The sequence below is a fragment of the Apibacter sp. B3919 genome, assembly GCF_026537405.1.
Lineage (GTDB): Bacteria > Bacteroidota > Bacteroidia > Flavobacteriales > Weeksellaceae > Apibacter.
The window spans coordinates 637242-656998 of record NZ_JAFNMG010000001.1; the positions used below are offsets into that span (position 1 = coordinate 637242).

At 29.5% G+C, this 19757-nt stretch carries 18 protein-coding genes and 2 tRNA genes; 10 read left to right on the forward strand and 10 right to left on the reverse strand.

Annotated features, from left to right (window positions below; translation table 11 throughout):
• Positions 1-426: 426 nt before the first annotated feature.
• The 4 genes from J3U20_RS02875 to J3U20_RS02890 all read right to left on the reverse strand — a co-directional run bounded on the left by J3U20_RS02875 (position 427) and on the right by J3U20_RS02890 (position 4583).
• Entirely contained in the window at positions 427-1122 is a 696-nt protein-coding gene (locus J3U20_RS02875; protein WP_160542324.1) for a formyltransferase family protein, read from the reverse strand.
• A gap of 142 nt (positions 1123-1264) precedes the next feature.
• On the reverse strand, positions 1265-2392 hold the full coding sequence (locus tag J3U20_RS02880; protein WP_160542325.1) for a metallophosphoesterase: 1128 nt from the start codon (positions 2390-2392) through the stop codon (positions 1265-1267).
• A 226-nt stretch (positions 2393-2618) separates the two neighbouring features.
• Entirely contained in the window at positions 2619-4004 is a 1386-nt protein-coding gene (gene glmM, locus J3U20_RS02885) for a phosphoglucosamine mutase (protein WP_160542326.1), read from the reverse strand.
• Between the two features lie 24 nt (positions 4005-4028).
• The gene (locus J3U20_RS02890) at positions 4029-4583 is read right to left on the reverse strand and encodes a TlpA disulfide reductase family protein (RefSeq protein ID WP_160542327.1); all 555 of its coding nucleotides are present in this window, start codon (positions 4581-4583) and stop codon (positions 4029-4031) included.
• A gap of 213 nt (positions 4584-4796) precedes the next feature.
• On the opposite strand from J3U20_RS02890, the gene J3U20_RS02895 reads away from it, so the two are divergent.
• The 4 genes from J3U20_RS02895 to J3U20_RS02910 all read left to right on the forward strand — a co-directional run bounded on the left by J3U20_RS02895 (position 4797) and on the right by J3U20_RS02910 (position 6277).
• A complete protein-coding gene (locus J3U20_RS02895) occupies positions 4797-5060 on the forward strand; it encodes a hypothetical protein (RefSeq protein WP_160542328.1) in 264 nt (87 codons plus the stop codon).
• 48 nt (positions 5061-5108) lie between these two features.
• Positions 5109-5738 carry a YceI family protein gene (locus J3U20_RS02900; protein WP_160549988.1) on the forward strand — a complete coding sequence of 210 codons (630 nt, stop codon included), beginning with the start codon at positions 5109-5111 and terminating at the stop codon, positions 5736-5738.
• A 338-nt stretch (positions 5739-6076) separates the two neighbouring features.
• Positions 6077-6150: transfer RNA gene (locus J3U20_RS02905), tRNA-Asp, on the forward strand.
• Positions 6151-6203: 53 nt separating this feature from the next.
• Positions 6204-6277, forward strand: a tRNA-Asp gene (locus tag J3U20_RS02910).
• A gap of 182 nt (positions 6278-6459) precedes the next feature.
• Here J3U20_RS02910 and J3U20_RS02915 read toward each other — a convergent pair.
• The 4 genes from J3U20_RS02915 to J3U20_RS02930 all read right to left on the reverse strand — a co-directional run bounded on the left by J3U20_RS02915 (position 6460) and on the right by J3U20_RS02930 (position 11821).
• Positions 6460-7515, reverse strand: coding sequence for an alpha/beta hydrolase (locus tag J3U20_RS02915; protein WP_160542330.1), 1056 nt, complete (start codon positions 7513-7515; stop codon positions 6460-6462).
• Positions 7516-7685: 170 nt separating this feature from the next.
• Positions 7686-8438, reverse strand: a complete 753-nt coding sequence (locus tag J3U20_RS02920; RefSeq protein WP_160542331.1) for a LytR/AlgR family response regulator transcription factor — start codon at positions 8436-8438, stop codon at positions 7686-7688.
• A gap of 6 nt (positions 8439-8444) precedes the next feature.
• On the reverse strand, positions 8445-9458 hold the full coding sequence (locus J3U20_RS02925; protein ID WP_160542332.1) for a sensor histidine kinase: 1014 nt from the start codon (positions 9456-9458) through the stop codon (positions 8445-8447).
• 332 nt (positions 9459-9790) lie between these two features.
• Positions 9791-11821: a dipeptidyl-peptidase 3 family protein gene (locus J3U20_RS02930; protein ID WP_160542333.1), complete on the reverse strand. Its 2031-nt coding sequence runs from the start codon at positions 11819-11821 to the stop codon at positions 9791-9793.
• A gap of 490 nt (positions 11822-12311) precedes the next feature.
• Here J3U20_RS02930 and rlmH point away from each other — a divergent pair, with 490 nt between their 5' ends.
• The 5 genes from rlmH to asnB all read left to right on the forward strand — a co-directional run bounded on the left by rlmH (position 12312) and on the right by asnB (position 17148).
• Positions 12312-12785 (forward strand): 23S rRNA (pseudouridine(1915)-N(3))-methyltransferase RlmH, encoded by a 474-nt coding sequence (gene rlmH / locus J3U20_RS02935; RefSeq protein WP_160542334.1) that lies wholly within the window; start codon positions 12312-12314, stop codon positions 12783-12785.
• On the forward strand, positions 12778-13587 hold the full coding sequence (locus J3U20_RS02940) for a CPBP family intramembrane glutamic endopeptidase (RefSeq protein WP_160542335.1): 810 nt from the start codon (positions 12778-12780) through the stop codon (positions 13585-13587). Before rlmH ends, J3U20_RS02940 begins: the two co-directional genes overlap by 8 nt.
• The gene (gene rdgB, locus J3U20_RS02945) at positions 13572-14144 is read left to right on the forward strand and encodes an RdgB/HAM1 family non-canonical purine NTP pyrophosphatase (RefSeq protein WP_160542336.1); all 573 of its coding nucleotides are present in this window, start codon (positions 13572-13574) and stop codon (positions 14142-14144) included. The genes J3U20_RS02940 and rdgB overlap by 16 nt, the downstream gene beginning before the upstream one ends.
• A gap of 166 nt (positions 14145-14310) precedes the next feature.
• The gene (locus J3U20_RS02950; protein ID WP_160542337.1) at positions 14311-15255 is read left to right on the forward strand and encodes an MBL fold metallo-hydrolase; all 945 of its coding nucleotides are present in this window, start codon (positions 14311-14313) and stop codon (positions 15253-15255) included.
• 228 nt (positions 15256-15483) lie between these two features.
• The gene (asnB, locus tag J3U20_RS02955; protein ID WP_160542338.1) at positions 15484-17148 is read left to right on the forward strand and encodes an asparagine synthase B; all 1665 of its coding nucleotides are present in this window, start codon (positions 15484-15486) and stop codon (positions 17146-17148) included.
• A gap of 48 nt (positions 17149-17196) precedes the next feature.
• Here the strand turns inward: asnB and J3U20_RS02960 are convergent, their stop codons facing one another.
• Positions 17197-18039: a glycosyltransferase gene (locus tag J3U20_RS02960; RefSeq protein ID WP_160542339.1), complete on the reverse strand. Its 843-nt coding sequence runs from the start codon at positions 18037-18039 to the stop codon at positions 17197-17199.
• Between the two features lie 130 nt (positions 18040-18169).
• Here J3U20_RS02960 and J3U20_RS02965 point away from each other — a divergent pair, with 130 nt between their 5' ends.
• Entirely contained in the window at positions 18170-18355 is a 186-nt protein-coding gene (locus J3U20_RS02965) for a hypothetical protein (RefSeq protein WP_160542340.1), read from the forward strand.
• Positions 18356-18466: 111 nt separating this feature from the next.
• On the opposite strand, the gene J3U20_RS02970 is transcribed toward J3U20_RS02965, so the two are convergent.
• Positions 18467-19753, reverse strand: coding sequence for an N-acetylmuramoyl-L-alanine amidase family protein (locus J3U20_RS02970; RefSeq protein ID WP_160542341.1), 1287 nt, complete (start codon positions 19751-19753; stop codon positions 18467-18469).
• Positions 19754-19757 lie beyond the last annotated feature (4 nt).

Consider the following 19757-nt stretch of genomic DNA (forward strand, 5'->3'; position numbering starts at 1 on the left):
TCAACTGAAAAAAGTAGTATTAGTCATTCTAACTTATTGCCAATTGTAACTTTCAGCACATTTATAATTCCATTTTCAATAGTAAAATTAACTAGCTTAGTATATCTATCTAACTTTCTAAGATATTTTTTAAAAGAATTCGGATTTATATTTTTTATAAATCCAAATATATATTTTTCAAGATCACAATCAGTAATTTACTGCGATTGTTGCTATAAAAATTAATTAAAATATTATTGAATATTTTGAATGGTTTAGAATTTTAATTATGAATGAATTATAAGATAAAAAAGAATAGAATCAGAAAATTTAAAGACTAATTATAAGTATATGTATAAATTCACCAATTAAATTTGTAAACTCATTTAATTTAAATTCAATAACATGTTAAATTCTATTTAGTGATGCAGGCTTTTTTAAGCCTGCTTATTTTATATTTTTATTTTTATATTCTTCAAATTTTAAATATAATTTTTCTTCTTTAACTCGAGGCATTCTTCGATGAGGCTCTGTCACATCCGTTGGTAAGGAAATAAAATCTTTAATGGTATCGACCTTTTCAATAGAATCTACCAACAGCTGCATTTCTAAATTCCAAAGTTTAAAGCATATAGTTTGAAACGTATCTTCTGTAGCTATTTCTATTTTTTCTTGAATAATTAAAAGCCCCGCATCTGCTTCTTTGTTTACATAATGAACTGTTACTCCTATCGGTAAATCTTCATATACCGCCCATTTCAGAGCATCTAAACCCCGAACAAAGGGAAGATATCCCGGATGAGAATTTATAATTTTATGATTGGTAACTAATTGTTCGGGCAATAAACCTGCTCCCGCTATTAAGATAGAATGATAGGAATTTTCTGTAAAACAGTTATCCAACTCTCCTATTTCTTTTTTTATATAGGTATAGTCTAAATTTTTAGCTAACTGTTCATTTTCCAGGGTAAGAAGTAATTCGGTGGGACGATGTGTAATAAGTGCTTGTATAGGTTTTCTAGGAACAAATGGTATTGCATATACATCAACTTTATGATATCCTTTCCCTTTTAATCGCAACAATACTTCTTGTGTTTTCCTTGTGGGATGGTCATAACAAATAACAGCTATTTTTTTATTCATAATAAATATTTTAAAAATTAACTATTTCAAATGAGATTTACAAAAGTGTGTTATTTTAAAGCATTATATAAATAATTATATAATGAACGGGAAAAGGACGTTCTATTGTTTAAAACTTTAAAAATAACACTTAAATTTAAAATTAATTTTGGGTTGAATCTTGTAAAAAATCTACTACCACATATTCAGAATTGGTTCCTATTCTGAATCTTCCTCCCCAAATTCCGATTCCTGAACTTACATAGATATGAGTTTTTCCCTTTTTTAGATAACCGTGAGATTTTTCGAATATGGATTTAGTAATTAAAGAAATCGGCCAAACTTGTCCTTGATGGGTATGTCCTGAAAATTGTACGTCTATTTGATTAAGCTCGGATTCTTCCAGATGATAGGGCTGGTGATCTAAAACGATTATAGGTTTAGAGGAATCAAGATCTTTAATTAATTCATTAAGAAGCTTTCTAGAGCTATTGGTACGATCATCTCTTCCCACAATATAAAAACTATTTTCAATTAAAATTGAAGAGTCTCTAAGTAAATGAATACCGGCATTTTTAATAAAATCTATACTTTCAGTAATTCCACTTATATATTCATGATTTCCTAAACAACTGTAAATACCTAAACGGGATTTTATTTTTTTAAAATGCTTTTCCAATAAAAAATGCTGTAAAGGCTTAACATTAGTGTCAATGATATCTCCTACTATAAGAACTAAGTCAGGTTGTTCCTTATTAATTTTATTAATCCAGCTTTTCAGTTCATTTCCTTGAATGGCATAACCCAAATGAAGGTCGCTGATCATTACAATTTTTAAAGGTTTAATTAACTTTTTATTGGTTGTTAATTTTAAATAAATTCTCCTTTTATTAAAATAATTTCTATATCCATAGAAACCTATACAAACCACTAAGCATAAAATCAAGATAATACCATAATTGTTATTAAAGAAACTTTCAGGTATAAATTCACCAAACTTATTTAATAAAAGCAATCCATCATAAACAAGAAAAAGTAAAAAAGAGTATAAAAGAACAACCGGCCAACTTGTAGAAATTTTATATAAAATCGTTGCAGATGCTAAAGATAATTTTTTTGAGAAAAGTAAAAATAATATAAAAGATGAGGGAAGAAAAAATACCAGTAAGAAAAAAATGCTTTTTAGTATAATTGATTGTTCAGATAATAAGGAATATATATGATAAAAAATATAAAAGTTAGCTAAAAAGTATAAAAATATGGTAAACGAAAATAAAAAAATTTTTTTCATAGAATCTTTTTTTTCTAATTTTTATAAAGATAGCTAACTTCCATTTCAATCAAATTTAATTTTTATAGATCAAACCTATTTTACTATACTTAACTAATGCAGATTAAATGATTTTAATAGATTAAAAAATTATATAAATCAGTATAAATTAGACGTTTTGTTTAGTCTATTTTATTTAAAAATGGATTTCTACTTTAATTTTTTAATCACCTGGATAATCATTATCTTAGTCAGATACCTGCTTTATTTCTTCTATAAACCTATTTGCCAATTGATCGGCTTCTTGTTGTGTAGGAGCTTCAGTATATATACGGATGATAGGTTCTGTATTTGATTTTCTTAAGTGTACCCAATTATCGGAAAAATCGATTTTCAATCCATCATAAGTTTTTATATCTTCATTTTTATATTTTTCGGTTAGTTTTTGTAAAATAACATCTGTATTAATTTCCGGACTTAAATCAATTTTTTTCTTTCCCATAAAATAGGAAGGATACGTATTTCTAAGTTGTTTTATTGTAATCTTTCTTTCAGCAAGATAGGATAGAAAAAGGGCAATTCCAACTAAAGAATCACGACCATAGTGTAATTCCGGATATATAATACCTCCATTACCTTCGCCTCCGATACGCGCGTTGATATCCTTCATCTTTGTTACTACATTAACTTCTCCAACTGCCGAAGCATGATATTCTTGATTGTATTTTTCTGAAATATCTCGTAATGCCCGTGAAGATGATAAATTAGAAACCGTAGCTGAAGGAGTTTTACTTAAAACGTAATCTGCAACAGCAACTAATGTATATTCTTCTCCAAACATGGTTCCATCTTCGCATATAAATGCTAAGCGATCTACATCCGGATCCACAACTATTCCTAAATCCGCTTGTTCTTTAGGAACTCTTTTCATTATTTCGCCTAAATTAACTTCCAACGGTTCGGGATTATGTGGAAAATGGCCGTTGGGTGTACAATACATTTCGACTACTTCAACTCCTAATTTTTCTAATAAGGGAAGAACCGATATACCTCCTGTAGAATTTACGGCATCAACCACCACTTTAAATCCTGCTTTTTTAATTAAGTCAACGTTCACTAAAGGCAGTTCCAATATTTTGTTTATATGATGCTCTATTGCTTTTTCTTCTTTTACATACGATCCTAAATAATCCACTTCAACAAAATCAAAATCTTCCGTATCAGCTATGTTTAATAATTCTTTACCTTCTTTATCGGATATAAATTCACCTTTAGCATTCAATAGTTTTAACGCATTCCATTGTTTAGGATTATGACTTGCCGTTAAAATAATTCCTCCGTCTGCTTGTAAATATGGAACCATAATTTCCACCGTTGGAGTTGTCGAAAGTCCTAAATCAACAACATCTATTCCTACTCCCTGTAAAGTGGATGAAACTAACTCGGAGATCATTTGACCGGAAATCCGTGCATCTCTCCCAAGTACTACTTTAATTTTTTCTTTATTTAATTTTCTTTTTAACCAAGTTCCATAAGCCGAAGCAAATTTTACGGTATCAATCGGTGTAAGATTTTCTCCTATTTTACCCCCTATTGTCCCTCGAATTCCGGATATACTTTTAATTAACGGCATAGATATTTTCTTTTATTCTTATAATTATTTTGAATATTCTTCAATTTTACTTAAAATGAACTCTTTGGAAAGATTTCCTAAAAATCCTTCTTTTTTATTTCCTTTTTGTATAACTGTTACCGGTATACCCCCTTCTAGATCAGGACTAATCGTACCAATATGGTCTCTCATTTCTTTAGAGGATATATTGTATACGTTTTTCATTTTATTTTTTTGCACAAATGATTGTAATGTACTTTCGGTATCTATTTGATCGATGCTTACAAAGATAAACTTTACTTTTTCATGGGTGTATTTCTCTTGAAGAGCCACAAAATCAGGTATTTCTTTAACACAAGGAGGACACCAAGTTGCCCAGTAATTGGTAATATATATAGTATCACTCTTTGTATTTAATAAACTTTGAATTTTTGAAAAATCGGATTTGATTATTTTAGTTTCTTGATTACTTACTTCAATTTCGGAATGATCTACAGTAGTTTCATGAGTTTGTTTTGAACTCTGCTCTTTACCAGTATTTTTTTCTTTACAGGAAACTAGTAAAGCAAGGCTGAATAGTACTACATATATTTTTTTCATTTAACTATTTTATTTACAAAAGTAATCATTTAAAAGTTCAAATTTTTATTTTATAAAATCAATCATATAGTTTACGTAAAAAGAAACATATTTTTTTAAAGTGTTTTTACACGTATTGTTTATAAATTATATCGCAGAATACTACTCTTTATTTTTATAAATAAAATAGACCGTAATTGCTATTTTTTTTATATTTGATAAAATTAAATGTTTATGAAAAAAAATTTTTATGTTATAGCAATCCTTACTTGTGGATTGATTTCATGTGATAAATATTCTAGCGGTAATAAAAATATTATTCCTGCCGATATTGAACAAAATGTAAATTCACAATCACAATCAAATGATACCTTAAAAAAATCTTCTATTGTTATTGATTCTTTAAAAATTGAATCTACAAAAGATTCCCTATCGAAAAAAAATCTTACCCAAGATTCATTGCATCCTACGAAAACTGTTATAAAAAAAGGTAATTAATTATTTGATTTTTTAAATAATTTTATACTAACAATTAAAGCTTTTATGATGTTATATAATAAATATATTAGTTTAATTTTATCCGTTCAACTTATTTTGTTTTCTTGCGGAGATAATAAGAGTAATAAATCTACCTTGACTTCTGAAGTAAAAAGCGTTGAAACTACAACACAACAAATTAAACCTCAAGGAAAAGAATCCGGTTTCAAAAAAGAATTAGTATGGACGGCTTATAAAACTCCCAAAAAAGTACCTGTAAGTGGTAGTTTTAATAATATTTCTTTAATCAACACGAAAGAAGATAAACCGTTGGATGAATCATTGGAAGGAGCAAAATTTTATATTGATGGAACAACGGTTTCTACCGGTGACACTTCCAGAGATGGAAACTTAACTTTATTTTTTTTTAAAAGATTATCCTCTCCTGAAATTTATGGATCATTTGGGAAATTTGAAAACAATAAGGTGAAGATCTCCTTAACTTTAAATGGAAAAACAATAACCAAAGAATTTTCATATAAACTGGACAAAAAAACGATGATGATTCAAGGTTCAATCGACATATTAAAAGATTTTAATTCTGAAAAAGCATATACCAGCTTGCATAGAGCTTGTTTTGATCTGCATGAAGGTAAAACTTGGACAGAAGTTGATTTAATGATTTTTATTTCTAAATAATACTTGTTATTTACAATTAAGTTTGTTTGCGACAAGTTAAACCTATAATAGTATCAATCACAATTAAACAATCAATACGTAATTAATTTTTAGATACATTATATGATTGATTCAGTACCTATTAATCGATAAAGAATTAAATTTAAAAAAATTAGTGTTTATTTCATTTATTATTTTATTGAAATTCATAGATTTAATAGTATTAAATGAGATTAATTACTTTAAAAATCGTTATTTGTAGCAAAAAATATGAATTTTTCAATCAAAAAAGTTTGTGAAATTGAAAAATGAGTTTATCTTTGCACCACTGAAATTATTAAAAATAAGTCTTCAGAAAAGATCCGGTAGTTCAGTTGGTTAGAATACCTGCCTGTCACGCAGGTGGTCGCGGGTTCGAGTCCCGTCCGGATCGCTAAGAAACATAAATTTCTTTATTTTTTTATTGCACACTATGCAATCTACCCTGATCCGGTAGTTCAGTTGGTTAGAATACCTGCCTGTCACGCAGGTGGTCGCGGGTTCGAGTCCCGTCCGGATCGCTAAAATTTAAACTTCATTTTCATATTAATTCCTATTAATCTCCTTTTTTATTTATTAGTATTTAACTATGAAGACTCTTAATACAGATCTCTAAATATCTTATTTTTGTTTAGAATTTAATTATTATAAGAGTTTTTTGCATGGATATCTACCCTATTATACTAATTACTATAGTAAAGCATTAATTTAATTTTTTTTCTTTTAACCACTTTTGTATATGATCCGCAATTTCAAGATTATTAAGGTCTGACATAATAAAATGCGTATTTCCATTTATTCCAATGTCCGGCAAATGAATAACAGTGACATCTCCACCGCTTTCATTTACTAATTTCGCCCATTCTTTAGCAGAAATCAGTACTTCTCTCCAAAAATTTTGCGAATAAGCAGTAGTTTTTTCTTTGGGAATAAAATCTCCATAATATATGAGTATAGGTATACGGGTTAATTTCATAAATTGATTCATGGGTATACTCCCTCCCCTATTTCCTACAGGAACTTTCCCTTCGGGAAAACTAAACGCACCCGGTTCAATGGCAATAATTGCTTTTACCTTTTCATTCTGTATAGCTGTTTTCCATCCGGGCAATCCTCCGGCTGAATGTGTAAAAAGAATAGCATCTCCCGATTTATTCAATACTTCTGATAATGAGTTTACAAGAGTTTCCTCATCTATACTGCCTGTATTGGGTGTCATCATTCTAAAAAATTGATCGATTGATATACTATCTTTTGGAAATTGTACTCCCTCATAATAATTTGGATATTTTCCTATCCGAAATTGTGTAAACCAGGTTTGATCATCAGGTGCTGTTGAAATAGCTAGGGGCTTACATGTTTGTCCTGCTTCTCCCCTTCCGGGTTGATCTACCAGGTATATACTATACCCCTTTCTTAAAAATATATTGGAAAATCCCTCTCGCCCGTCTGCTGTCGTTTGCCAGCTTCGTCTGGATTGCCCATACCCATGTAGAAAAACCATGGACGTATGCTTAGGATGAACAGGAATTTGATACCATACATCGGCATGATCACAATGTCTTGTTTGTCCTCCTTGTGGCTCGAACCAGGGCTTATTAGGATCAAATACTCCTTCGCTCTTACTAATTTTACCTCCTGCCGAAAATGCCCCCTGTTCTTTAATTAGTATAGGCTTTTCTTCAAACTTATCATCTTTTTTTTGACCATAAACCAATACTAGCAAAAGTACACTTGTCATTAAAAAAACTGTTTTCATTATGTCATATAATAATTGTTAATATTATCGTGTTCCACAAAGTTTCATAAATACCAATTTATCTGAGTTTTTTATTGGACTTAAAGCGAAATATTGGGCATAAAAACGAATAAAATTAAAATGTATATCCAATCGGCGGAAATCAATTTATTGTCTAGAAAAGGAAATTGTTAGTCTTTTACCAACCATTCTTTAAATTCAGCAGCTTTATTTTTACTGATATACATTCGTTCAGGAATTTTTACATCAAGTGTAATATACAACCGGTTATCAAACCAAATCGTTATATTTTCAATACTGCTTCGGGATATAATATATTGTTTATTGGCTCTGTAAAAATCTTTAGGATTTAATTTAAGATAAATCTGCTCTAAAGTTTTGGAAATAGGATATGTTCTACCATTTTTCAAGGTTACCTTTGTGTTTTTATCTGTGTTGTAGAAATAGGAAATATCTGAAATTTTGACGGGCACTAATTGATCTTTGTAAGGAAGTAACAATTTATTTATATAATTGGGATTAGGAGCTAACCGGGAAAGTCTTGATAAATACTTAAAAACAGTATTCTGAGTATTTCTTTTATATTTATGTAAAGCATTTTCTAGTTCTTCTTGTTTAATGGGTTTTAGTAAATAATCAATACTATTTTGCTTAAAAGCTTGAATGGCAAATTCATTATAGGCTGTCGTAAAAATAATGGGTATTTCTATAGTTAATCGTTCAAAAATTAAAAATGAAATTCCGTCTGAAAGCTGAATATCCAGAAAGATTAAATCAGGTTCAGGATTATTGGTAAGCCAATGTATAGTCTGATCAACACTTTCTGTGACACCAACTATTTTTATAGTTGAATCAATCTCTTTCAATAATGCTTCAAGTGTTTCATATGCAGCTGTTTCATCTTCAACTATTAATACGTTCATCACAGCTTATTTAAGTGGCAAATAGACATAAAATCGGGATTCATGTATTTTTGTTCTTATATGTTGATTGCATAATAAATAAAACCTTTTATCCAAGTTATTTAAACCTGTACCGTTGGTTACCTGAACGGTTAATTTTGGATATATGGGATTTGAAATTACTAATTCATTTGTTTGATTTATATATATGGATATTAGCATTTTATGGTCACTATCGATCCGATTATGTACAATAATGTTGTCAAGAAGAGGCATTAAAGATAAATAGGGTAATTTTTTATGTAATGATTGTTTACGTACTTGTATTGTATATTCTAATTTATTGGCAAAACGTATTTCCGTTAAATAACGAAAGGCTTCCAAAAATTTTAATTCTTCTTGTATACTTACTAATCCTTTTTTATTATTTTGTAGAATATATCTAAAAACATCCGATAATTTATTTATATAGGTTAGTGTTGCCTTTTCTTCTTTTTTTCTAATTAATGATGTTAACCCGTTTAAGGAGTTGAAAAAAAAATGCGGATTTATTTGATTCATTAATGCATCGTATCTGCTTTGCAGATTTTCTAATTTAAGTAATTCAATTTCATGTTCTTTTTTCCTACGCTCTTGGTATAACCGTGAAATATAACCAATACATATAGCCAACATTGAAATAAAGAAAAACTGGAATAATACTAAACTTCCAAAATGCTTAACCTTACAATATATAATAAATGTAATTAGTCCATAAAAACTAAAAGCGATTCCCGATATACATAAAGTATATACTAATCTGAATTTAATTGTTTTTTTTAGACAATTATTTAAATTCCAACAAATTAAATAACACAAAATGGAAACATAATAACCATAACGAAAAAAAAAGAATATCGTAAATCTTAAACGTTTATCTTGAGATAAAATTTTCATTTCATAAGGTATCCATGTAATTTCAGGATAAAGAATAAATAAAGTGCAAATTAAACTGAATATTAATAAATTACTGGGAGTATTTAGAGTAGCATATTTAGGCATGATTTATAAATAATAATCATTACACTTGTTAACTTGTATAAATAGTAATCAAATTTTCATTTAGGTAATTTATATAAAAAAAAACCGGAATAAGATATATTTAGCAAATCTAAGAATGAATTTTATTTTAGGATAAATTATTTTAAAAATATTTTATCTCTAATCCGAATATTATACTAATAAAAAGGAAAACTTTATAAATAATTTGTCTGAAAATTAAATAGGATTTCCATTTTATAAATAAGTGTATGTAATAAAGCTTATCATAAAATAAAACGACTTTACTTACAGTCTGTAAGTAAAGTCGTTTTGTATGGTAAGTATTTTAATTTTTAGTTTTCAAGAGGAAGGAATCCATAATTTTTAGAGTAGAACAACATTTCAACTGCAAATGATTCCGGATAAGTAACTTCAATATCAGTTATTTCTCCTTGATCATTAGTTTTAGGAACTAAAATAGGATTGATGAAACCTTTATATGCTGCAGTATTAAATTTAGAATTTCTTTTTAAAACTTCTGCATGCAATTCTTTATCCACTTTAACTCCATACGTTTCCACTAAATTTTTTGCAGCATTATAATCTCCTTCAGATTTAATTCTTTGAGTTTCTTTCAATAATTCTCCAAATAAATTATGAAGCTTTTCGTAATCATTAATTTTAAAATAGGTTTTACCATCTTTAACCACTTTTTCAATTACATTATCTTTTTTACCTTTTTCATACGCCCACGCACTAACCCATTGACGATTTCTCATATGTGCTTCTTCTATATCTCTTCCCGGTTCAATTCTAACTAATTGAGTCATTAATCCGTTTCGTATATAATCATTATAGGCTGTCATTCCTACTTTTTTCCAGTCATCTACTAATCCAAGCTTTTGTAATTCCGGATCATATAAATAATACAATCCTACTAAATCTGCTCTTCCCTCTTCCATTGTAGATGCATAACTTTTTAAAGTTTCTTTAGGGGTTCCGACTCCTTGATTAATTTGTCCAGAAGCATGACCCACAACTTCATGTAAAGCTGTATGCAGTTTATCTGCTAATTCTCCGTATTTTTCTGATAATTCTATTTCTTCTTGGCTGTATGCAAATTCCTTTAACTTTTCACTTCCTCCGGCTAAATTATAAGCGTCTATAATATTTCCTAAAGAAACCGACTTTGAGCCATATTCCGCACGGATCCAATCCGCATTAGGTAAATTTACTCCAATCGGAGTACTGGGTGAAGAATCTCCCGCTTCTGATGCTACATTAACTGTTTTATACGATATCCCTACTACATTTTTCTTTTTATGTTCCGGCATTAAAGGAGAATGATCTTCAAACCATTGTGCATTTTTGGATATAACTTCCATTTTTGCCGACATGTCAAAATCTTTGATTTGAACAATATTCTCATAGGATCCTTTGTGACCAAGCGGATCATTATACACCTCTACAAATCCGTTTATATAATCTATATTTCCTTTAGTTGCTTTAAGCCATGCTATGTTATAATCATCCCAAGTTTTTAAATCTCCTGTTCTGTAATATTCAATTAAAAGTTTCAAGGCATCTCCCTGTTCTTTATTTTCAGCTACGGTAACAGCCTTATCCAACCAATAGATTATTTGATCAATAGCTGAACCGTACATTCCCCCGCTTTTCCAAATCTTTTCTTCTAAAGTACCTTTACTGTCTTTAACTAATTGGGAGTTTAAACCAAAAGATAAGGGACGAGAAGCATCCGGACTTTTTTTAGCTGAATAATATTTCTCCACTTCCTTTTCGGTAATTCCTTCTCCATAAAAATTTACTGCAGATCCTGAAATTAACCCTTTGGATTCATCAAGATTTACTTTTTTAGAATCTTTTTCATTGAATAAAATGGAAACGATCTGAGAATCCAATGAGGTTTGAGTTTCTTTCATTAGCTCCTCAAAATATGCTTGGGTAAATTCAGGCATAATTTTATCGTTAGAATAATGATGATGAATCCCATTTGAAAACCAAACCCTTTTTAAATATACTTCAAAATGGTTCCAATCTTTAGAGGTTTTATCTCCTTTATAATTTTGATAGATGGATTCTAATGCTTTTCTTATTTTCAAATTATATTTATAGTTTTGGTCCCAAAGGATATCTCTACCTGCTAATCCGGCTTGAGAAAGATAATAGACCAATTTTTTTTCATTTAAAGACAACTTATCCCATTCAGGTATTCGATATCTTAAAACTTCAATATCGGCAAAACGATCGACTTTATAATTAAAATCTTCTTCACTAATTTTTTCGGTTTGCTCTGAATGTTTTGATTCACAAGACCCCAAAATTATTGAGGCAGCAAGAATACCCGCAACAATATTAATTTTCATCTTTATAATGTTTATATGTTAATTATGTTAACAAAGATAAAAAACTATATGATAAGGAGAGTATAGTTCTCAAATTTATTATAAAATGAATGGGATAAGTTTATAATTAAAAAAATAATACTCAATACGTTATATATTAACCTTTAAAGAATATTACTTTTTAATAAAACTGATATAAGAACCTTCCATAAAACTATTTACCACTACAATTGGGATTTATATCTAAATTTTCTAAACGGGTAAAAACCGGTATACTCTTCTAAATTTAGGACGAAAGCTATTTTAAAAATGAAAGTTATTATCTCAATCAAGAAAAATATATTACAAACGAGTATTCATTAACTGAATTTAATTTTTTAAACGTTTAAAACTTATATTATATGGAAGTGAGTAAGTATATTATTACTAAATTTTTTTATTAAATACAGGCTTAACAAAATGAAGACTTTATTTATAAATAATCTTCTATTTTTGCAGTTATTAATGTGGCATGAAAATTACATTATTATCGATTGGCAAAACCAATTCTAAAGAATTAGTATCTCTAATGGAAAATTTAGAAAAACGCTTACCCGCTTTCATAAAATTTGAACGTAAAGAATTGCCGGATGTAAAAAATTCCAAAAATCTATCAGAAAATGAATTAAAAAATGCGGAAGCAGAGTCCATTCTTTCTTTTTTGGATTCGGGAGATACACTCATAATTTTAGATGAAAAAGGCAAAGAGTTTACTTCGACTGAATTTTCTTCATTTCTGGAAAAGCAAATGAATAATTCTGTTAAACATTTAGTTTTTTGTATCGGAGGAGCTTATGGATTTTCTGACAAAATTTATAATCTAAATCCTCAAAAACTAGCTTTATCCAAAATGACGTTTACGCATCAGATGGTGCGTTTGTTTTTCGTTGAACAATTATATCGAGGCTTTAGTATTTTACAAGGAAAACCTTATCACAATGAATAATTATCTTAAATTAAAATGGTATGACATAGTTTTAGCTCTTATTTTATTTTTTTTGGGAGCTTTGATACTAAGTCCTCTATTTTCAATTCTAGCTAAAAAACTACATACCAATCCCTACGTTTTTACCCCGATTCTAACCATTGGAAATTATCTAATTGTTTATTTAGTCTATTATTTGGTGGGATTGAAACCCAGAAAAGAACGTTTTACAATCAGTTACTCTCTAAAGAATAGTAAACTCTTCCCAATTGCCCTTTTGTTATTTTTTGGACAATATCTAGTTTCAGAATTTTTAACCGGATTAATACCTACTCAAGGCGGAATATTCGAAAAAATGTATAAAACCATGTCGTATGCCTTATTGGGTAATGCGGGTAATTATCCCATAATTACCTTTATATCGGTATGTATCGTTGCTCCAATTTTTGAAGAATTATTTTTTAGGGGATTTATTTTAAAGGGAATGCTCAATAATCAAATTAAACCGCAAAAAGCTATATTAATATCAGCCTTAATTTTTGGTGGAATCCATATATTTCCTTGGCAAGCAGTTGGTGGAATTTTAGCCGGAATTGTCTTGGGAATTACATTCTATAAAACAGGATCCCTGCTTACCTGCACACTGCTTCATTGCATTAATAATACGATAGGTTTTATATTTTTTATACGATATAAATCATTGGAATCACCCGAATTAGGTTTTAGTAATTTTACTCTGTTTATTGTTGGTATTATTATAATAGCTATATTTGGATGCATTTATATGAAATTAACAAAAAATCAATCATGGAAATCCTATTAGCTACACAAAACGAACATAAAAAAGCTGAAATAATTGAAATTTTACCCGAAAATTTTCAACTTAAAACCTTTGCTGATTATAATTTTGAAGGCGAAATTGAAGAAACAGGGACCACTTTCCGTGAAAATGCTTTTATTAAAGCTAAATTCGGATATGATTTAACTCATATACCTTGTTTTGCTGATGACAGCGGATTAGTAGTTGAAGCATTAAATGGAGAACCCGGAATCTATTCTGCGCGTTATGCAGGCACCGGATCTTTTAAAGATAATATTTCTAAAGTGCTAAAAAGTATGCAAAATAGTACCAATAGAAAAGCATATTTTATAAGCGTAATCTGTTGGGTAAATAATGAGGAAGTTAAATATTTTGAAGGTAAAATTTTTGGAACTATTACTACTTTAATCAAGGGTGATGGTGGGTTCGGATATGATCCGATATTCATTCCTGACGGATATTTGAAAAGTTTCGCAGAATTTTCACCTAAAGAAAAAAATATGATAAGTCACAGAGCTATTGCTTTACGAAGATTTACCAATTTTTTAAAGTTATATTAGTTAACTTTATATTTATACTATAAATGATCCGTTATTTTTTTTACTTTAATTTAAGCAATTACTGAATTTCATTTTCTTAGCATACGTTAATATTTCAATTCATGAAAAATGAGCGATACTTCTGAAAAAATATATCAATTATAATTTGATTTAAAAAAGTAGGATCATGAAAAAATTTTTTTTAATAATATTTCTAACGATTTCTATAATTACCTCGGCTCAGAATTTAGAGATCGTTCCATTAGGAGTTTACGGAGGAAGTGACGAAAGTAATCTTTCTTCTTATCTAATTGCTGAAGAAAAAACATCCAATTATTTAGCTCTGGATGCCGGAACTATTTATAGTGGTATTGATAAGGCAATTGAAAAAGGAACCTTTACCAATACTACAATTGAAAATGTATTAAAAGATAACATCAAAGGATATTTTATATCTCATGGCCATTTAGACCATTTATCAGGAATGTTGATTAACTCTCCCGAAGATTCCTCCAAGCCAATTTATGCAAGTAAAGAAACCATTGAAGTTTTAAAAAATAAATATTTTACCAATGCTGCTTGGATCAATTTTGCCAATGAAGGCGAAAGTCCGATTCTAAATAAATATCAATATGTATACACAGAAATAGGAAATGCATTCCCTATTCTTAATACCCATTTAACGGGTACGGTTTATGAATTAAGTCATGTAAAACCTCTTAAAAGCTCCGCCATATTAGTGGAAAATAATACCAAAGCAGTTTTATATTTTGGCGATACCGGAGCAGACAGAATTGAAAAATCCGATAATCTCAATAAGATCTGGAACCTTATGGCTCCTAAAATTAAATCAGGAAAATTAAAAACCTTTCTGATTGAAGTTTCTTTTCCTAATTCTCAACCTGATGAATTATTGTTTGGTCATTTAACGCCCAACTTACTAAATGAAGAAATGAAAAAATTAGCTCAATTAGTAGGAAAAAAAAATATGAAAAAGCTAACAATTATTGTTACCCATATCAAACCTAAAGGAAATCATGAACAAATAATTAAGGAACAATTAGTAAACAATAATCCATATTCTATCAATTATATATTTCCTAAACAAGGAGAGCGTATCATTTTGAAATAGTTGATAAAAATAAGAACCTTTTACATCTTTCTGAAAAAAATTTTTACATTTTATTATTTCAAACATTTCACATTCTCAATCTAAACTTATTTTTGTGTTTTACCTTCAAAAAGTTTATAAAATAAATTAAAAACAATAAATAAATTTATTTTAAAAATAAAAATTACAAATTATATTTACATTTAAGCTAATTTACTTTAATTTTACAAAAATTAATAAACAAAAAAAATGTGTGGATTTGTAGGAATTTTCGATTTAAAAGAAGCCGGTGAAACATTAAGGCCTCAGGCTTTAAAAATGGCAAAAAAAATTCGTCATAGAGGTCCGGATTGGTCAGGAATCCATTGCGATAAAAATGCAATCCTTGCTCATGAAAGATTATCCATCGTTGATATTGCTTCCGGTGGTCAACCCTTATATAGCAGCGATAAAAAATTGATATTAGCCGTAAACGGTGAAATTTACAATCATAAAGAAATTAGAAAGAAATTTGAAGGAAAATACGATTTCCAAACTTTATCTGACTGTGAAGTTATTTTAGCTTTATATAAAGAAAAAGGGGTTAAATTATTTGAAGATATTACAGGAATTTATGCCTTCGTTTTATATGATCAAGAAAAAGATGCTTATTTAGTTGGCAGGGATCATATGGGAATCATTCCTTTATATATGGGATATGATGAAAAAGGGCAATTTTATGTAGCCAGTGAACTCAAATCGTTGGAAGGAGTTTGTCCGGATATCAAAGAATTTGAACCCGGAAAATACTTATATAGTCCGGACGGTGAAATAAAAACTTGGTATCATAGAGATTGGATGAATTTTGATTCTGTGAAAGACAACATTTCTGACATTCAAAAATTAAGAAAAGGATTAGAAGATTCTGTACACAGACAGTTGATGTCTGATGTTCCTTACGGGGTTCTTCTATCCGGTGGATTAGACTCATCCATTATTTCAGCTATTGCAAAAAAATATGCAAGTAAAAGAGTGGAAGATAACAATAATTCGGATGCTTGGTGGCCTCAACTGCATTCTTTTGCTGTCGGACTAAAAGGTGCTCCGGATTTGTTGGCTGCCAGAAAAGTGGCAGACCATATCGGGACCGTACATCATGAAATTCATTTTACCATTGAAGAAGCTTTAGATGCGATCAGTGATGTCATTTATCATATTGAAACCTACGATGTTACAACGGTTCGGGCTTCTACCCCCATGTACTTATTAGCCAGATATATAAAATCTATGGGAGTAAAAATGGTATTATCGGGAGAAGGATCCGATGAACTTTTCGGCGGATATTTATATTTCCACAAAGCACCTGATGCTCAAGCATTTCATGAAGAAACCGTCAGAAAATTAGATAAACTCCACCTTTACGACTGTCTTCGTGCCAATAAATCCTTAATGGCTTGGGGCGTTGAAGGGCGGGTTCCTTTCTTGGACAGAGAGTTTATGGATATTGCCATGACTTTAAATCCTAAAGATAAAATGTGCGGAAACGGAAAAATTGAAAAGCATATTTTAAGAGAGGCATTTGAAGATTATTTACCTGAAGAAGTTGCTTGGAGACAAAAAGAACAATTTTCAGACGGAGTGGGTTATTCCTGGATTGATACATTGAAAGAAACGGCTGATAAAAAAGTTTCTGATAAACAAATGGAAAGAGCATCCGAACGCTTTCCAATTAATCCACCAATGTCAAAAGAAGAATATTGGTTCAGAAGCATATTTGAAGATCATTTCCCTTCTCAGGCAGCAGCACAAACGGTTCCTTCTGTACCTTCTGTAGCCTGTAGTTCTGCCGTGGCTTTAGAATGGGATGAAGCATTTAAAAATAACCCTGATCCATCAGGTAGAGCCGTAAAAACGGTGCATACTGATGCTATTTAGGTCAAAATTTCTCTTTCATGGCTTTTATTATTCATAATAAAAGCCATTCTATTCTACTACTATCCCATTTGGAAATAAGTTTTTCTTTTTTAGATAATTAAATATTTTTGGAAAAAAAATGCGTAAAAAGAGTTTTATCTTTAATTTTCTATTTTCTCTAACGGATTGCACAACATAATCACTTATGGTTTCTTGATTAAATACAGAAGCCGGAATTTTACTTTTTAAAGTTTTAATGGCTTCATTATAATTAGTTACTTTGCTTTGACTTAATGATTTTCCGTCATGGATTCTTCTATATTTGTATAAGGGTTGATTGAAATAATAAAAGCTATAATTTTTTACTGCAGATCTTGACCAGAAATCCCAATCTTCTGCATACGATAAAGTTACATCATAGCCTCCATTATCCTCCCATACCTTTTTTTTATAGATACTTGAATTGGGTAAAAAACATCCGCTATTTATTAAGCGTAAACGATTATATTTTCCTGATTTATTGTACCTGTTCTCACTTCCGAAAATTATATAATCTCCATAGAGAATGTCAATAGTTGGATCATAAATAATCTTATGTAAAGCTTGATCATAATAATTTCCATTCATTATATCGTCCGAATCGAAAGGTAATATATATTGACCTTTTGCATTTTCAATACCCGTATTTCTTGCCCTGGCTACTCCTCCATTTTCTTGATTTATAATTGTATATTTTTCTTTGTAATCTTCCAATATTTTTAAAGTCTCCGAATCTGTTGATCCGTCATTTACTAATATGACTTCATAAGGATATGAAAAATTTACCTCTTCAATACTTTTAATAGTTTCCTTCAAATAAATTCCTGAATTAAAAACCGGAACAATTATAGATAAAATAGGATTTTCTTTCATATTACAAAAGTAATTTTTTTATGGGATTGAATTTTATATTCCAACAAAATAAAATTAAGATCATTAGCATGACGATAAATTATCTGTTTTAGTGACCCTTAATTTTATTAGTTTTAAACACAATATAAGTATGAATATTTTTACAATTGATTCATATACTTTATACTATCTTTTAGATTGTGCAATTGGTAAAATAAGGATAATTGGAACCGAGCTTTATTTAAATAATGGGTTGAATGAACCATTTGACAAGGCTTGGTTTTTAAGAAATCTGATCAACGTTATAAATTTAAATAGTTATCAATTAGCTCAATAAACGGGATCTATTGGGAAACTTTAGAAATCTTTTATAATGGATATTTTTTAACTCATGTCATGAATTTATGAGTAGAAAAAATTTATATCTTATTTAATATACTGATTTAAATTACGATAAAGTTTTCGAAATGATAGCATCTGAAAATCCTATTTTTTTATAGATTTCCAATAATTTTTTGGCTGAATCGTAACTACTTACTTTCCCGCTGGTATATATGTATAAATTGTTATCCGTTTTTTGTCTTATTACATTATTTAATCCCCTGAAAATAGCATCTCTTTCTCTGTATTTTTTAGGTGATACAAATAATTCAATGGTATAGTATAGACCGGTTACCACTTCTTTTTCATTAAATTCAACTATAGAAGCATCTGTAAACCCGGCTTCTTTGGCAATTTTTAATGTCGCTTCACTTTCAGATCGTAAATTGGTACTTCCTGCATAATATATATACTTACCGTTTGATTTTACAATTTCAACATTTTTCATACCTCTAAGTTGCAAGGAATTAGGACTGTATCTGTTGAATGATGCTAAGAATTGTACCTTTAGTGATAAGTTACTGTCCACCGGATTTTCAACAACTTGTTGAATTTCTTCCTCCGCTTTTTTCTCTGATTTTTTATCGTATTCTTTTTTATAGCTTAAAAAAGCTTCGTAAATATCTTTAGCTATAGTATTTTGTCCATCTTCTGAAGCTAAATATTGTCCTTCTTGAGGATTAGAGATGAAACCGGTTTCAATTAATACTGAAGGCATGGCTGTTTGAACTAACACCAAAAAACCGGCTTGTTTTACTCCTCTGGAAAATCGATTTTCTTTTTTAAAATTATTTTCCACATAGCTGGCCATTTTTAAACTGTTTTCTAAGTATATGTTTTGCATCAATGTGAGGCCTATTACCGATTCGGGGGATGAGGGGTTGAATCCTTCATAAGTCGTTTGATAATCTTTTTCCATATAAATAACTTCATTTTCCCTTTTTGCAACATCAAAATTATCTCTATTTCGATGAGCTCCCAGAACAAAGGTTTCCGTACCGTACGGGGCACTTTTAGGGCTTGAATTGCAGTGTATGGAAATAAATAAGTTGGCTTTTCCTTTATTGGCAATATCTGCGCGGGTCATTAATGGAATAAATTCATCTGTCTTTCGAGTATAAATAACTTCTACATCTTTATTATTATTTTCAATCATGGCTCCAACTTTTAAAACCAATGAAAGATTTACATCTTTTTCATTGGCATAGGCTCCTCTAGCACCATTATCATGCCCGCCATGTCCGGCATCCAAAACTAAGGTAAAATCTTTTTTTTGTGAAGATAAAGAGCCGGTGAAAAAAATTAAAGTTATTAGTAGTATATTTTTTAAGTTAAATATTGTTAAAACTCTCATTAAT

Bases quoted from the DNA above. Each gene is read 5' to 3' on its own strand.
- J3U20_RS02875 (WP_160542324.1), bottom strand. From the start codon at position 1,122: ATGAATAAAAAAATAGCTGTTATTTGTTATGACCATCCCACAAGGAAA.
- J3U20_RS02880 (WP_160542325.1), bottom strand. From the start codon at position 2,392: ATGAAAAAAATTTTTTTATTTTCGTTTACCATATTTTTATACTTTTTA.
- glmM (WP_160542326.1), bottom strand. From the start codon at position 4,004: ATGCCGTTAATTAAAAGTATATCCGGAATTCGAGGGACAATAGGGGGT.
- J3U20_RS02890 (WP_160542327.1), bottom strand. From the start codon at position 4,583: ATGAAAAAAATATATGTAGTACTATTCAGCCTTGCTTTACTAGTTTCC.
- J3U20_RS02895 (WP_160542328.1), top strand. From the start codon at position 4,797: ATGAAAAAAAATTTTTATGTTATAGCAATCCTTACTTGTGGATTGATT.
- J3U20_RS02900 (WP_160549988.1), top strand. From the start codon at position 5,109: ATGTTATATAATAAATATATTAGTTTAATTTTATCCGTTCAACTTATT.
- J3U20_RS02915 (WP_160542330.1), bottom strand. From the start codon at position 7,515: ATGAAAACAGTTTTTTTAATGACAAGTGTACTTTTGCTAGTATTGGTT.
- J3U20_RS02920 (WP_160542331.1), bottom strand. From the start codon at position 8,438: ATGAACGTATTAATAGTTGAAGATGAAACAGCTGCATATGAAACACTT.
- J3U20_RS02925 (WP_160542332.1), bottom strand. From the start codon at position 9,458: ATGCCTAAATATGCTACTCTAAATACTCCCAGTAATTTATTAATATTC.
- J3U20_RS02930 (WP_160542333.1), bottom strand. From the start codon at position 11,821: ATGAAAATTAATATTGTTGCGGGTATTCTTGCTGCCTCAATAATTTTG.
- rlmH (WP_160542334.1), top strand. From the start codon at position 12,312: ATGAAAATTACATTATTATCGATTGGCAAAACCAATTCTAAAGAATTA.
- J3U20_RS02940 (WP_160542335.1), top strand. From the start codon at position 12,778: ATGAATAATTATCTTAAATTAAAATGGTATGACATAGTTTTAGCTCTT.
- rdgB (WP_160542336.1), top strand. From the start codon at position 13,572: ATGGAAATCCTATTAGCTACACAAAACGAACATAAAAAAGCTGAAATA.
- J3U20_RS02950 (WP_160542337.1), top strand. From the start codon at position 14,311: ATGAAAAAATTTTTTTTAATAATATTTCTAACGATTTCTATAATTACC.
- asnB (WP_160542338.1), top strand. From the start codon at position 15,484: ATGTGTGGATTTGTAGGAATTTTCGATTTAAAAGAAGCCGGTGAAACA.
- J3U20_RS02960 (WP_160542339.1), bottom strand. From the start codon at position 18,039: ATGAAAGAAAATCCTATTTTATCTATAATTGTTCCGGTTTTTAATTCA.
- J3U20_RS02965 (WP_160542340.1), top strand. From the start codon at position 18,170: ATGAATATTTTTACAATTGATTCATATACTTTATACTATCTTTTAGAT.
- J3U20_RS02970 (WP_160542341.1), bottom strand. From the start codon at position 19,753: ATGAGAGTTTTAACAATATTTAACTTAAAAAATATACTACTAATAACT.